This window comes from Hydrogenophaga sp. SL48, assembly GCF_021729865.1.
Lineage (GTDB): Bacteria > Pseudomonadota > Gammaproteobacteria > Burkholderiales > Burkholderiaceae_C > Hydrogenophaga.
Genome location: NZ_CP063400.1, coordinates 1007566 through 1021611, shown reverse-complemented (window position 1 = coordinate 1021611; position 14046 = coordinate 1007566). Strand labels below are relative to the sequence as shown.

General features: G+C 67.4%; 12 protein-coding genes. 4 read left to right on the top strand and 8 right to left on the bottom strand.

What is annotated here, in order from left to right:
* Nucleotides 1–31: 31 nt before the first annotated feature.
* The 3 genes from IM738_RS04930 to IM738_RS04920 all read right to left on the bottom strand — a co-directional run bounded on the left by IM738_RS04930 (nt 32) and on the right by IM738_RS04920 (nt 3040).
* Nucleotides 32–430, bottom strand: coding sequence for an NIPSNAP family protein (locus IM738_RS04930; RefSeq protein WP_236964775.1), 399 nt, complete (start codon nt 428–430; stop codon nt 32–34).
* Nucleotides 427–2118, bottom strand: coding sequence for an FAD-dependent oxidoreductase (locus IM738_RS04925; protein WP_236964774.1), 1692 nt, complete (start codon nt 2116–2118; stop codon nt 427–429). The genes IM738_RS04930 and IM738_RS04925 overlap by 4 nt, the downstream gene beginning before the upstream one ends.
* Nucleotides 2119–2221: 103 nt before the next feature.
* Nucleotides 2222–3040 carry an SDR family NAD(P)-dependent oxidoreductase gene (locus IM738_RS04920; RefSeq protein WP_236964773.1) on the bottom strand — a complete coding sequence of 273 codons (819 nt, stop codon included), beginning with the start codon at nt 3038–3040 and terminating at the stop codon, nt 2222–2224.
* A gap of 114 nt (nt 3041–3154) precedes the next feature.
* On the opposite strand from IM738_RS04920, the gene IM738_RS04915 reads away from it, so the two are divergent.
* A complete protein-coding gene (locus IM738_RS04915; RefSeq protein WP_236964772.1) occupies nt 3155–4069 on the top strand; it encodes a helix-turn-helix domain-containing protein in 915 nt (304 codons plus the stop codon).
* A 143-nt stretch (nt 4070–4212) separates the two neighbouring features.
* Here the strand turns inward: IM738_RS04915 and IM738_RS04910 are convergent, their stop codons facing one another.
* From IM738_RS04910 to IM738_RS04890, 5 genes are all read right to left on the bottom strand, one after another.
* Entirely contained in the window at nt 4213–5706 is a 1494-nt protein-coding gene (locus tag IM738_RS04910) for a tripartite tricarboxylate transporter permease (RefSeq protein ID WP_236964771.1), read from the bottom strand.
* Nucleotides 5703–6212 (bottom strand): tripartite tricarboxylate transporter TctB family protein, encoded by a 510-nt coding sequence (locus IM738_RS04905; protein ID WP_236964770.1) that lies wholly within the window; start codon nt 6210–6212, stop codon nt 5703–5705. Before IM738_RS04905 ends, IM738_RS04910 begins: the two co-directional genes overlap by 4 nt.
* A gap of 88 nt (nt 6213–6300) precedes the next feature.
* Nucleotides 6301–7314, bottom strand: a complete 1014-nt coding sequence (locus tag IM738_RS04900; RefSeq protein WP_236964769.1) for a tripartite tricarboxylate transporter substrate binding protein — start codon at nt 7312–7314, stop codon at nt 6301–6303.
* A gap of 208 nt (nt 7315–7522) precedes the next feature.
* Complete coding sequence (locus tag IM738_RS04895; RefSeq protein WP_236964768.1) at nt 7523–9268, bottom strand: FAD-dependent oxidoreductase; 1746 nt, start codon at nt 9266–9268, stop codon at nt 7523–7525.
* A gap of 1 nt (nt 9269) precedes the next feature.
* Entirely contained in the window at nt 9270–10064 is a 795-nt protein-coding gene (locus IM738_RS04890) for a shikimate dehydrogenase family protein (protein WP_236964767.1), read from the bottom strand.
* 155 nt (nt 10065–10219) lie between these two features.
* Between IM738_RS04890 and IM738_RS04885 the strand changes: the two genes are divergently transcribed.
* The 3 genes from IM738_RS04885 to IM738_RS04875 all read left to right on the top strand — a co-directional run bounded on the left by IM738_RS04885 (nt 10220) and on the right by IM738_RS04875 (nt 14028).
* Nucleotides 10220–11281, top strand: coding sequence for a Gfo/Idh/MocA family protein (locus tag IM738_RS04885; RefSeq protein ID WP_236964766.1), 1062 nt, complete (start codon nt 10220–10222; stop codon nt 11279–11281).
* A gap of 31 nt (nt 11282–11312) precedes the next feature.
* Nucleotides 11313–12146 carry an IclR family transcriptional regulator gene (locus IM738_RS04880; RefSeq protein WP_236964765.1) on the top strand — a complete coding sequence of 278 codons (834 nt, stop codon included), beginning with the start codon at nt 11313–11315 and terminating at the stop codon, nt 12144–12146.
* Nucleotides 12147–12261: 115 nt separating this feature from the next.
* A complete protein-coding gene (locus tag IM738_RS04875) occupies nt 12262–14028 on the top strand; it encodes an FAD-dependent oxidoreductase (protein WP_236964764.1) in 1767 nt (588 codons plus the stop codon).
* Nucleotides 14029–14046 lie beyond the last annotated feature (18 nt).

The following is a 14046-nucleotide window of genomic DNA, read 5'->3' as shown; positions in this document are numbered from 1 at the left end:
AGGTGATCCATCTGAACGGTCGATCCCTCCTTCACGGCAGGTGAGCGCTGGCCACGGGCAGCCAGCCGGGCATGGAGGCCGCCCGGATCAGACGCGTTTCCTGGGCAGTGATCAGGTGGGCCGAGGCCTGCAGGTAGGCCGGGAAGTCTGGGTGCGCGTCGCGCGCACGGCTGCGACGTTCATAGTCGGTCAGGTCGTCGTAGGCCCACAGGTGCATGAACTGGTTCTGCGGACCGACCAGGCTGGTGTAGAAGCCGACCGGGTGCCCGAGCGTCTGCATCAGGATGGGCATGGCCAGGCGGTTGAACACGTCGAGAAACTCGGGCATGCGGCGCAGCGCGATGGTGTACACGCGGTGGTCCACGAGCGGCTTGCTCAGGTTGCTCGCGCTGTGGATCGGCCAGGGCAGTGGCGTGATGGCGGCGTTCATGCGGCTGCTCCTGCGCGGTCGGCAAGGTGGTTGCCGGTGACGTAGCCAAAGGTCATGTTGGGCCCGTGGGTGATGCCGGCGCCGGGGTAGTTGCCGCCCATGATGCTGGCGCGGTCGTTGCCCACGGCGTAGAGGCCAGCTATTGGCCTGCCGTCGCGCCTGAGCACCTCGCCGACCACGCTGGTCTGGATGCCGTCGAAGGTGCCGAGGTCGCCCATGATGAGCTTGACCGCGAAGAACGGCCCGGTCTGCACCGGCGCCACGCAGGGGTTGGGCCGGTGGGCCGGGTCGGCCAGGTAGCGGTTGAAGCTGGTGCGGCCGCGGCCAAACGCCGGGTCTTCGCCATTGACCGCGCCGACGTTGTATTCGCGCACGGTCTGCTCCAGGCCGGCCGGATCGATGCCGCAGTTCTTCGCGAGTTCGGCGAGCGTGTTGCCCTTGACCAGGTAGCCGTTGCGCAGGAACTTGCCAATGGGCATGGGCGCGGGCTTGACGAAACCGATGCCGTACTTGGCCAGCGTGGCCTTGTCACAGACCAGCCACATCGCTGTTTCTTTCTGGCCTTCGCAAGCGCGCACCATGGCCGCGCCCACGTCGTGGTATGAGTTGGACTCGTTGGTGAAGCGCCTGCCGTTGGCCAGCACGCCGATGATGCCGGGCTTGTAACGGTCCAGCAGGTGCGGGAAGACACCGATCTCCCCGTTGCCGTAGTCCACCCGCGAGACCGGCATCCACGCCGCCGCGTCCTTGAAGCGGATGTCCACCACGGCGCCGAGCTGCTCGGCCATGTTCACACCGTCGCCGGTGTTGCTGACCGGTGTGGGCGAGAGGTGCTGGTGGCCGCGCTTCACGTGCGGGTAGGCCTGGGCCAGGCGCTTGACGTCGTGCGGGAAACCCCCACAGGCCAGCACCACGCCGTGGCGCGCGCGCAGGATGCCCTGCGCGGTGCGCACGCCCACGGCGCGTTCCCCGTCCATCTCAATGCCCTGCGCAGGGGTGCTGGTGAGGATGGGAATGCCCAGGTCCAGCGCCGACTTGGCCAGCCGCGCCGCCAGCGCGTTGCCGCTGGTGACCGCGATGCCGCGGCGGTAGAGCGCGAGTTCCTTGAGGTGCGTGGCCAGGCGTTTGGCCACGTAGAGGAACGAGGTGAGCGACTTCGTGACCTGGAAGAAATGCTTGAGGTCGGCGTTCGACGAGTTGAACATCATGCCGATGAAGGTGATGGTCTTCAGCGGCGGTTTCAGGCGCGCCATGTCGGCGCCGAGCTCGCGGATGTCGAACGGTTTGGCGAGGATGGAGCGGCCGATGTCCACGCCACCCGCCACGTCGGGGTGGTAGTCCGGGTAAAGCGTGGGCACGAACTGCATGGCCGTCTCGCGCTCGAAGAACTGAACCATCTTCGGGCCGTTGTCGATGAAGGCTTCGACCGCGGTTTCGTCAAAGAACGAACCGGTCTCTTCCATCATGTAGCGACGCACGGCCTCGCGCGTGTCGGCCGGGTTCTGCTGCCGGCCGTGGGGCCCGAGCGGAATCCAGAGCACGCCGCCCGAGAGCGCGGTGGTGCCGCCGAAGACGGGTTCTTTCTCGATGACCACCACGTCCAGCCCGCGCTTCTTCGCGGTGATGGCGGTGGCCAGGCCGGCGGCGCCGGAGCCCACCACGATCACATCAAATTCAGTCTTGTTCACAGAGGTCTCCTCAAGAAGTTGTGGGCCGCCGCGCCGGGCCGCCCCAAGCAAGGCCGCGCCCCCTTGGGGGGCAGCGCAGTACACGCAGTGACAAGCGTGGGGGTCATTGGTTAAATCCAGGGCGCGGAACCATGTCCATCAGCATGGACGACATGCCGCCATCCACCGCGAGTTCGGCGCCGTTCATGTAGCCCGCGCGAGGGCTGGCGAGAAACAGCGCCACGTCGGCGATGTCCTGCGGCTCGCCGATGCGGCGACTGGCCGTGACCAACGCACGCCTGGCTTCAAAGCCCGGCTCTTCGTAGAACTTCGCCGACAGCGCGGTGCGGATCATCCCGGGGCAGATGGCGTTGCTGCGGATGCCCAGCGAGCCCCACTCGGCCGCCATCTGGCGCGACATCAGCAACACGCCGGCCTTGCCCGCGCTGTAAGCGCCGCTGTGGCTCTGCGGGAAATTGGCCGAGATGGAGGCGACGTGCACCAGCGCGCCGCGCGTGCGCTCCAGTTGCGGCTTGAAGGCGCGCGAGCACAGCAGGTAGCCGGTGAGGTTGACGCTGAGCACAGCGTTCCAGTCGTCGAGGCTGACGCTGTCCAGGCTGCCCGGGCGCAACATCCCGGCGTTGTTGATGAGCGCGGCGCAGTCGCCCAGTTCGGCCTGCACTTTCTCGGCGGCGGCGAGCGTCTGCGCTTCGCTGGCGATGTCGCAGCCCACGGCCAGGGTGCGCACGCCTTTTTCTGCAAATTCTGCAGCGAGTTGAGCCGCCAGCTTCTCGGCGCCAGCGAGGTCGCGGTCGAGCAGGGCCACGAGCGCACCGGCTGCGGCCAGCTGGCGCGCCACCGAGGCGCCGATGCCGCTGGCCGCGCCGGTCACGGCGCAAACGCGGCCTTCCAGGCCCAGCCAGTGGGGTGAGTGGTTGGTCATGTTGTCTCCTGTCTTATGGGGTGGTGAAGGATTGTTCTGCGCGGCGCGGGAATGTGTTTTGACGATTCCAGCCATCAACAGGACAATTCGTGCACAAACCGGGAGACACGGCCGATGGCCAAAACGATACCGAACTACGATCTCTACGGCGACCAGGCCTCGCCCGACTGGTCGAATTCATTCAACTTTGAATGGATCCCCCAGCGCTCGAAACCGTATCAATGGGAGATCCAGGTGCACCGGCACGACGCCTTCGTGCAGCTGCTGTACCTGAGCGCGGGCTTCGCCGAGGTCACTGTCAACAACGCCCGCATCCGCGCCGAGGCGCCCTGCTTCATCGTGATCCCCGCCGGCACGGCGCACGGCTTCAGCTTCTCGCCACAGGTGGACGGCCCGGTGGTCACCGCCACGCAGAAGGTGCTGGAGTCGATGGCCACGCTGCTGATGCCAGAGCTGCTGGCGGTGATCCGCACGCCGCGCGTGATGACGCTGCCCGAAGACAGCCGCCACGTCGATTCGCTGATGCCGCTGTTCCTGGCGCTGGAACGCGAGTCGCGCATCCACGCCAGCGGGCAGACGGCCGCGGGCATGTCGCTGCTGACCGCGCTGCTGGTGCAGGTGGCCCGCATCGTCGGGGCGCCCGACGCGGGCATGCGCGCCGAGCCGGCGGCGGGCTCGCGCAAGAACGGGCAGATCGAGCGGTTCAAGACCCTGCTCGACCAGCATTTCCGCGAACACTTTCCGGTGCAGCACTACGCCGAGGCCATGGGCCTCACCGCGGGGCAGCTCTCGCGCATCTGCCGCGAGGTGCTGGGCATGTCGAGCCTGGACGTGATCAACGCGCGGCTGCTGCACGAGGCGCAGCGTGAGCTGGTCTACACCAGCAGCAGCATCAAACAGCTGGCGGGTGAGCTCGGGTTTGAAGACGACGCCTACTTCAGTCGCTTCTTCAAGCGCCACTCGGGACTGAGCCCGCGCGAGTTCCGCGCGCAGGCGCTGGCTCAACTGGCCAACCCAACGAACACATAAAAGAAAACACCTCGGTACCCGAAGGTCCCGAGGTGTCGCATCCGAAGCACGTGTCACCGGCCAGCTCACGCCACGAAACCGGCTTCGCCGGGCCAAAGGCGTGGTCCACCTGAGGGGAAGCCGCGCAGCGGCGCAGGGCGGAGCTACTTCCTCCCGATCAGGCGCTTCCACCAGTCGGCCTGGCTCACCACCGTGAACACCACGCAGGCCAGCAGGATCGCCGACAGCGGGGTGGTGAAGAACTCGGTGACGAACACACCCAGGTCCTCGCCACTGGAGATCATGGCCTGACGGTAGCTGCGGTCCATGATGGGGCCCAGAATCATGCCCAGGATGACCGGTCCGACCTGAAATCCGTACATCTTGAGGAAGTAGCCCAGCACACCGAAGCCCAGCATCCAGTACACGTCCACCGGGTTGTTGTTGATGGCGTAGGCGCCCACCGCAGACAACACCAGGATCAGCGGCAGCAGCACCGGCTTGGGTGTTTCGACGATCTTGGCAAAGATCTTGATGCCGGTGAGGCCGAACACCAGCAGGAAGATGTTGGCCAGCGTGAGCGAGCCAACGATGAACCAGAACAGGTGTGGGGTCTCGATCATCAGCATCGGCCCTGGCTTCAGACCGTGGATGTAGAGCGCGCCGATGATCACAGCGGTGACCGCGTCACCCGGGATGCCCAGCGTGAGCATGGGCACGTAGGCGCCACCCACCGCCGCGTTGTTGGCCGACTCGGGCGCCACCAGGCCTTCGTAGGCGCCTTCGCCGAACGGGCGCGACGGGTTCTTCACCGTGCGCTTGGCGTGGTCGTAGGCCATCAGCGCGGCGATGTCGCCACCAGCGCCCGGCAGCGCACCCACCACCACACCGATGGTGGAGGTGCGGGTGGCCAGCGGCAGGTATTTGCGCACCAGCGCCCACGACGGAATGATCTTGCTCACGTTCTGCTTGATCGCCTTGAGCTTGAGTTCGTGGATCTGCGCGATCACCTCGGCCACACCGAAGAAACCGATCATGGCGGCCACATAGGCGATGCCGGCAGACAGTTGCATGCTGCCGAACGTCAGCCGGTTCTCGCCCGTCATCGGGTCCAGCCCCACGCAGGCGATCAGCGCACCCAGCGCGCCCGAGAAAATACCCTTGGAGAGCGATTCACCCGAGAGACTGCCCACCAGCAGCAGGCCCCAGATCGCCAGCAGCATGTAGTCGCGCGGCCCGAACATCAACGCCAGGTCCGACACCAGTGGCGCCGCCACGGCCAGCGCCAGGATGCCGATGAAACCACCGTACACCGAGACCACCGTGGTCAGACCAATGGCCTGACCTGCCTCGCCACGCTTGGCCAGCGGATAACCGTCCAGACCCGTCGCAATGGCCGCGGGCGCGCCCGGGATGTTGAGCAGGATGGCGCTGCGCGAGCCGCCATACACACCACCGAGGTAGATGCCTGAGATCAGCGCCAGCGCGTGGTTCACGTCCCACTTGAAGGTGAACGAGATCAGGATGGAGACCGCCATCGTCACCGACAGGCCGGGGATGGCGCCGATGTAGATGCCGGCGAAGGTGCCCATCGCGGTGAGCAGCAGCATCTTCACGTCCAACCAGGACATGAAGAAATAACCGATGGCTTCCATCATTTCAGGAACTCCGGTAGGTACGGTCCCACCAGGCTGCCGGAAGGCAACACCACGGAGAAGGCCGTCTGGAAAACGATGAAGATGGCCGCCAGCACCACGGCGCTGACAGCCAGATTGAGACCCAGTCGCTTGCTGCCCAGCACCTGCATGGACAGCAGCAGGAACAGGTAGGACGCGACGATGAAGCCCAGCACCTCCAGCAGCAGCATGTAGACCACGATCAGCACGGTGAACAGCACCAGCGTGAGCGGCGCCAGCTTCTGCACGAACTGCTGGAAAACCGACTGGTTGGGCTCCAGCGCCAGCTTGGCGCGAGCGGCTTTCACCAGGCTCAACAGCCCGGTCACCAGCATGGTTGCCGCGCACAGCATGGGGAAGAAGCCGGGCGACGACAGCGAGTCGAAGCGGGAAATTTGGAACGACGCCCACAGCATGAACGCGCTGAAAAGCACGATCAAGGCCATGAAGGTCAGCTCACCGGGCAGCCGCGAATGGCTGGTGTGCATGGTGTTCTCCTCGTTGTGGGGATCTAAGGGTGAAAAAAACGGTCTGGGCGAAAGGACTGCCACAGACCGTCTTCGTCAGCCCGCGGGATCAGGGCTTGGCGATGCCCAGATCGGCCGGGTTCTTCTTGGCCGCACCAGCGCCCTGGTACAGCCACGCTGTGGTGGACTGGAACTTCTTGATGAAGGCTTCGGCTTCGGCGCCGCTGATGTTCAGCATGGTGGTGCCGCGGCCTTCCATCAGCTTGCGGTACTGCGGGTTGTCACCTGCCTTCTTGAAGGCGGCCACCAGCTTGGCTTTGACCGGCTCGGGCGTGTCCTTCTTCACGAACACGCCGTACCACGAGCCCCAGGGCAGGTATTTGGTGATGCCCTTGAGCGATGGAGCGTCGGTGACCGGAGCGATGCCTTGATAAGGTTTGCTGTCCACCACGGCCAGGGCCTTGAGACGGCCGGCCTTGACGTGTTCGATGGCCGCACCCGAAGCAATGAAGCCGATGTCCACGTGGCCACCCTGCAGCGCGGCGATGGCCGGGCCGTCGCCGTCAAACGGCACATTGATGGTCTCGAATTTCGTCAGCGTGCTCATCATGGCGTTCATGGTGAAGGGCACGGTGCCCTGGCCGGCCAGGTACTGCTTGACCTTCTTGGGGTTGGCCTGCACAAAGCTCAACAGGTCCTGCATGTTGTTCCACGGCGCGTCGGGCTTGGTCACCAGCAGGATGGTGTTGGCCACGGCGGCGATGTTGATGGGGGTGAACTCGCTGTAGTCGAACTCGGCCACGCCCATGACGCGGTACAGGGCTTGCGGCTCGGCGCCCATGAGGATGGTGTACCCATCTGACGGCTGCTGCAGCACGAAGTTGGCGCCGATCACGCCGGCCGCGCCCGGCTTGTTCTGCAGGATGATTTTCTTGCCCAGGGCTTCTTCGGCGTACGGCGCGTAGCCCCGCATGGCCACGTCGGTGCCGCCGCCAGCGCCCCACTGGATCACGGCGGTGACGTCGCGCTCGGGGTAGTTCTGGGCCGACGCATGGCCGGCGAAGGTGACGGCGGTGAGGGCAGCGACGGCTGCGCCGAGCCATTGACGTTTGGTGGATTGCATCTGCATGTCTCCTTCTATTGGAAAAAAATCAAGCCCTGGGACCCGGACTCATGGGTTTCACACACGGAGTGAGAGCCCCCTCCTCAGGCACTGCGCTGGCGCAGCGCCCTTGAGATGAAGGCCTCGAATGTAGGACCGCCCCGCTGGACGGTCCATGCTTGCTCACCCTTTGATGAGCGATAAATGAACACCCATGTTCGATCATCGATCAGAACCCGGGTTTCCCCTGAGCGTGTGCCGCCGCGTGGCGCGCCGCCAGGCAAGCGAACACGATGCCGGGGCCGATGGTGATGCCGGGCGCGGTGTAAACGCCGCCCATGATGGAGTGCATGTCGTTGCCCACGGCGTACAGGCCGGGGATGGGCTGGCCGCTCGCATCGAGCACGCAGGCGCTGGTATCGGTGGCGAAACCGGTGGCCGCGCCGATGTCGCCGGGGTAGAGCTTCACCGCGTAGAACGGCGCGGTGTCCAGCGGACCGAGGTTGGGGTTCTTGCCGCCCGCGGCCGCGTCGCCGATGTTCTGCTGGTAGGCCGTGACACCGCGCTGGAAGTCCGGGTCCACGCCGGTCTGTGCGCAGGCGTTGATCTTCTGCACGCTGGCTTTCAGGCCAGCGGCGTGGATGCCGAGCTTGCCCGCCAGTTCGTCCAGCGTCTGAGCTTGCGTGAGGTAGCCGTCGGCGAGGAAGGGCGCCATGTCCTTCGCGCTCGCGCCAGGGCGGACCATGCCGATGCCGTACTTCTGCAGCGCGGTCGCGTCGCACACCAGGTAGGCCGGCACGCTGCGTGAACCGTTGTGGACAGCCTGCATGGCCATGCCGAACAGATGGTACGAGGTGCTTTCGTTGACGAAGCGTTCGCCGGCCTGGTTCACGGTCAACATGCCGGGCTTGGCGCGGTCCATCACGAAGTGCGGGAACACGGCGGTGCTGCCATCGGCGCGCTTTCGCAGCGACACCGGTGCCCAGAAGGCGTTGCTCAAAGCGCCCTGGCCGTAGACCGCACCCGCGCCCTGGGCCAGCGCGTGCGCCTCGCCGGTGTGGCCGGGCGCGGCCGGGCACCAGGCGATGTCGGCGCCAGGCAGCATCGCGGCGCGGAGTTCGGGGTGGCGGTTGAAGCCACCGCTGGCCAGCACCACGCCGCCCGAGGCGGCCACGGTGCGCGAACCACCCTGCCCCTGCAGCACCACGCCGCTCACACCATCGGCATCGCGCTCGAAGCGGTCCACCGAGGTGTTGAGCAAGAGCGTCACGTCGGCGTGTGCCGACAACGAATGCAGCAGCCGCGCCACCAGCGCGTTGCCCATCACCAGGCGCGTGCCGCGCGGGTGGCTGAGGCGGTCCATGCCGTGGCGCAAGATGATCTTCAGCGCGTGCTTGAAAGACGCGAACGACTTGGTGAGCGCGAGCAGGTGGTTGATGTCGGTGCGGTCGACCATCATGCCGCCGAGCACGGTGAATTCGGGGATCGGCGGGCGCAGCAGCTTGAACAAATCCCCCAGCAGCCGGCCGTCAAACGGCAGCGGCTCCAGCGCGCGGCCGTTCAGCGTGGAGCCACCGAGTTCGGAGATGTAGTCCGGGTGCTTCGGGTAGGGCCGAAACTTCACTTCGCTGCGGTCTTCCAGCAGGCGGATGGCCGCAGCGCCGTGGTCCAGAAAGGCCTGGCGCAGCGCAGACGGGGTGCGTTCGCCGATGGCGTTGGTGAGGTAGTCCGCGGCGTCGGCCAGCGTGTCGGTGGGGTTCACCTTCGCGGCGTGGTGCGTGCCCGGCACCCAGGTGGTGCCGGCCGACCAGGCCGTCGTGCCGCCCACGTGTTCGGTGCGTTCGACCAGCAGCACCCGCTGGCCTTCAAGGGCCGCGAACAGCGCGGCCGCCATGCCGGCCCCGCCGGCACCGATCACGACCAGGTCGAACGACGCGTCGGAGGGAATTTGGTTCTGCGAGGTCAGGACTTGCATGTCATTGGCCCAGCAGAAAGGCAACCATGAGGTCACGGACCCGCGCAAACATGTGGGCACCGGTCATCGTGGCGCAGCCTCTGGACCGCGCCGCCGCGATGAAGGGCGTGATGGCCGGCGCGGTGATCACGCAGCCGCAGAACATGGCGGCGTCGAGCTTCTCCACCTGCAGCGGATAGGGGTCGCTCTCTTTCATGCCCACCGGCGTGGCGTTGATCACGATGTGAAAGCCCGTCGGGTCGGCGCTGCCGTGGCCCACCGTGCCTTGGTTCAAGCTGGCCAGGCGGTTCACCAGGCCCGTGCGGCGCTGGTCGTCCGGGTCAAAGATGGCGAGTTCGCTCACACCGGCCATCACCAGCGCGTGGGCAATCGCCGAACCGGCGCCGCCCGCGCCCACCAGCAGCGCTTTCTTGCCTGCGGGCTGGCAGCCGTTGTCCTGCATCGCGGTCACGAAGCCCAGGCCGTCGAACATGTCGCCGTGCCAGCTGCCGTCGGCGTTGCGGCGCATGGTGTTCACGGTGTGCAGAAAGGCGGCGCGCTCGGAAGTGGTGGCGCAGAGCTCGGTGCACGCGAACTTGTGCGGGACGGTGACGATGATGCCGTCCACGTTCTGCGCCAGCGAGGCGCCGCGCACCCAGTCGGCCAGGTGGGCGGGCGAGACGTGGGCCGGCACGCACACCGCATCGCGGCCATGGTCGGCAAAGGCCTGCGTCACGCCGGCGGGGGATTTCACCTGGGCAATCGGGTCGCCGACGATGAAGTGCAGGCGCGTGGCGCCGCTCAAAGCTTGTGTCATGTGTCTCGCTCGGATCTGCGGTGGATCGGATGGTTGATCTGGATCATATGCAAAAGTGGAATTGTGTTCAAGTATTGAATAACATTCTTTTTTTGGATAGACTTTGCCTCAACAGGCGCCTCAACGGCCCACACAACACCTCACGAGACAAAGCCATGCCCGCCCCAGCTCCGACCGATCGAGCACCCGTACACCTGCTGGTGGTGGGTGCCGGCGCCATCGGCCGCACGCACATTCAGCGCATCCGCAGCACGCCGGGCCTGGCGCTGGCCGGCATCGCCGACCCGTCGGACGCCGGGCGCGCGCTGGCCGAATCCCTCGGTGCGCCCTGGGCGCCCGACCACCTGAGCGCGCTGGAGCGGTTCCAGCCGCAGGGCGCCATCGTCGCCACGCCCAACCCGGCCCACGTGCCCATGGCGCTGGACTGCCTGGCGCGCGGTGTCGCCGCCCTGGTGGAAAAGCCCGTGGCCGACACGGTGGCCGAGGCGCAGGCGCTGGTGGACGCGCAGGCGCGCGGCGGTGTGCCGGTGCTGGTGGGCCACCACCGCCGCCACAACCCGATCAACCGCCGGGCGCGCGAGATCGTGGCCAGCGGGCGGCTCGGCCGCATCGTGAGCGCCAACGTGATGGCCACCTTCTTCAAGCCCGAGGCCTACTTCGACGCCGCCTGGCGCCGCCAGCCGGGTGGTGGCCCGGTGCTGATCAACCTGATCCACGAGATCGACCAGCTGCGTTTTCTCTGCGGCGAGATCACGCAGGTGCAGGCCATCAGCAGCAACGCGGTGCGCGGCTTTGCGGTGGAAGACACCGCCGCCGCCCTGCTGCGTTTCGAGAACGGCGCGCTGGGCACGCTGGTGCTGTCGGACACCGCCACGGCGCCCTGGGGCTGGGACTTCAGCGCCGGCGAGCAGGACCAGTACCCGCGCCAGGATGTGCCTTCGCACTTCATCGCCGGCACGCACGGCTCGCTCTCGCTGCCCGACCTCTCGCTCTGGCACTACCGCGGCGAGCGCAGCTGGCACGCCGAGATCACGCGCGAGCAGACCGTGGCGCTCAGGGCCAACCCCTACACCGCCCAGCTGCTGCACTTCGCGGCCGTGATCCGCGGCGAAGAAGCCCCGCTGTGCAGCGCGCTCGACGGGCTGCGCACCCTGCAGGCCACGCTGGCCGTGCTGGAAGCGGCAACCGCCGGCGCACCGGTCTCCTGCACCGTTTGAGCCTCCCCTCAGAACACACGGAACCCACCCCATGAACGGCGTCCTCGAACGAACCCTCGGCATCCTCGAACTGCTGTCACAACACGGCGAAGGCATGGAACTCGCTGCCGTGGCGGACCAGCTCAACATCCCGCGCAGCGCCGTGCACCGCCTGCTCGCCGATCTGGTGCGGCTGGGTTATGTGCGCCAGGCGCGCGGCCATGGTGACTACCTGCTGACCACCAAGCTGGTGAGCATGGGCCTCTCATACCTCAGCAACAGCGGCATCGTGGACATCGCGCAGCCCCTGCTCAACCGCCTGGCCGAGCTGTCCGGCGAGCTGGTGCGCCTCTCGGTGGTGGACGGTGAACGCCTCACCTGGGTCGCCCGCGCACAAGGCGCCCGCCAGGGCCTGCGCTACGACCCCGACATGGGCAGCGATGCTCGCCTGTCGTGCTCGTCGTCGGGCTGGGCTTGGCTGTCCACACTGGACGACAACGCCGGCATGGCCCTGGTGGCGAAACAGGGCCTGGGCCTGCCCGAGCAGTTTGGCCCGGCCGCCCCGACCTCGCTGCAGGCCGTGCTGGACGCCGTGCACACCACGCGCGAACGCGGCTACAGCCTGACGGTGGACACCTACAGCCTGGGCCTGTCCGCGATGTCGGCGCCGGTGCGGTTCGCCGGCCAGCCAGCCATGGGGGTGATCACCGTCGCCGGCCCCACGGTGCGTTTCACCGTCGAGCGCATGGAAGCGCTGGCGCCCGAGCTGCTGTCCATCGCCTCGCAGCTGGCCGCGGCCAGCGGGGCGTCGCCCTTCTTCCAGCTCACGGCCGAGACCGGCACTCCAGGCGACGTCAAAGGCCGCAAGCCGATCTACGCCGTCTGACCATGTCTCCCCCCCGTTGCTTGCTCGCTGCGCGTAGCCGCATACCCCCTTCAGGGGGCGACACCAGCGGCCCGGCGAAGCCGGTTCCGCGGTGTCCCTGGGTTGGGGCTGCCTCATGAGCGCCGTCCAGTGTGATCTCCTCGTGATCGGCTCCGGCGCGGGCGGCCTCTCGGCGGCCGTCACCGCCGCCCATCTGGGCCTGAAGGTCATCGTCGCGGAAAAGGAAGCGCAGTTCGGCGGCACCACCGCGTGGTCGGGCGGCTGGATGTGGCTGCCGCGCAACCCGCTGGCGGTGGAGGCCGGCATCGTCGAACCCATCGACGAACCGTTGGCCTACCTGCGCCACGAACTCGGCGACCGCTTTGACGAAAGCCGCGCCCGCGCCTTTCTCGAAGCGGTGCCACGCATGGTCGAGTTCTTCCGCTCCAACACCTCGCTGCGCTTCATCGATGGCAACGCCATCCCCGATTTCCACGGCCGCGCGCCACACGCATCGCTCGGCGGCCGCTCGCTCTGCGCGGCGCCCTTCGACGGCCGCCGCCTGGGCGCACGTTTCGCCGACCTCAAGCCGCCCCTGCCCGAGACCACCCTCTGGGGCATGGGCATCGCCTCGGGTGCCGAACTGCGCCACTTCTTCAACGCCCTGCGCAAACCGGCTTCACTCTGGTACGTCACCCAGCGCGTGCTGGCGCACGGGAAAGACCTGCTGCTGCACCGCCGGGGCCTGCGGCTGGTGAACGGCAACGCGCTGGTGGCGGCCTTGGCCACCTCGGCGCTGGAGGCCGGCGTTCAGGTCCGCACCCGCTGCCCGGCGCGGCGACTGCTGCGCGATGGAGAGCGCGTCACCGGCGCCGTGCTTGGCACGCCCGAAGGCGCCATCGAAGTGCAGGCCCGCTGTGGCGTGGTGCTGGCCTGCGGCGGCTTTCCCCACGACGCCTCGCGCAAGGCCGCCCTGCTGCCCCACGCGCCGACCGGCCGCGAACACCACTCGGCCGCGTCGCGCGGCAACACCGGCGACGGCCTGCGCCTGGGTGAAACCGCCGGCGGCTGCGTGGCCACCGACGGCGCGCAGGCCGCGGCCCTCGCGCCCGTGTCGCTGGTGCCGCAGGCCGACGGCTCGTTCGCGCACTTCCCCCACCTGATCGAACGCGGCAAGCCCGGCCTGATCGCCGTCACGCGCCGCGGGCGCCGCTTCACCAACGAAGCCGACTCGTACCACGACTTCATGCAGGGCCTGCTGGCCGCGGTGCCGGCGGGTCAGCCGGTGGAAGCCTGGCTGGTCTGCGACCACGCCTTCATGCGCCACTACGGCCTGGGCGCCGCCAAGCCGGCCCCGATGCCGCTGGCACCGATGATCGACAACGGCTACCTGAAGCGTGGCCAGTCGCTGGCCGATCTCGCCAAGGTCTGCGGCATCGACGGCGATGCCCTGCAGAAGACGGTGCAGCGCTACAACGCCATGGCACTCGCCGGCCAGGACGAAGACTTCGCCAAAGGCGAAACCCCCTACAACCGCATGCAGGGCGACGCGCCCTTCGCGGCAGAACGCGGCTGGCCCAACCCCTGCATGGGACCGCTGGAACGCGGTCCGTTCTACGCCGTGAAGGTGGTCGCCGGCAGCCTCGGCACGTTTGCAGGACTGAAGACCACCGCCCACGCCCAGGTGCTCGACGCGTTGGGCCAACCCATCGCCGGCCTGTACGCCGGGGGCAACGACATGAATTCGATGATGGCCGGTCACTACCCCAGCGGCGGCATCACGCTCGGGCCGGCCATGGTCTTTGGATTTCTTGCAGCTCACCACGCTGCCGGACGCGAGCCCTCACCCCAGCCCTCTCCAAACCCATCGCGTGATGGTGACGGAACCCGACACCGCCATTGACAGACACCACCCAACCGA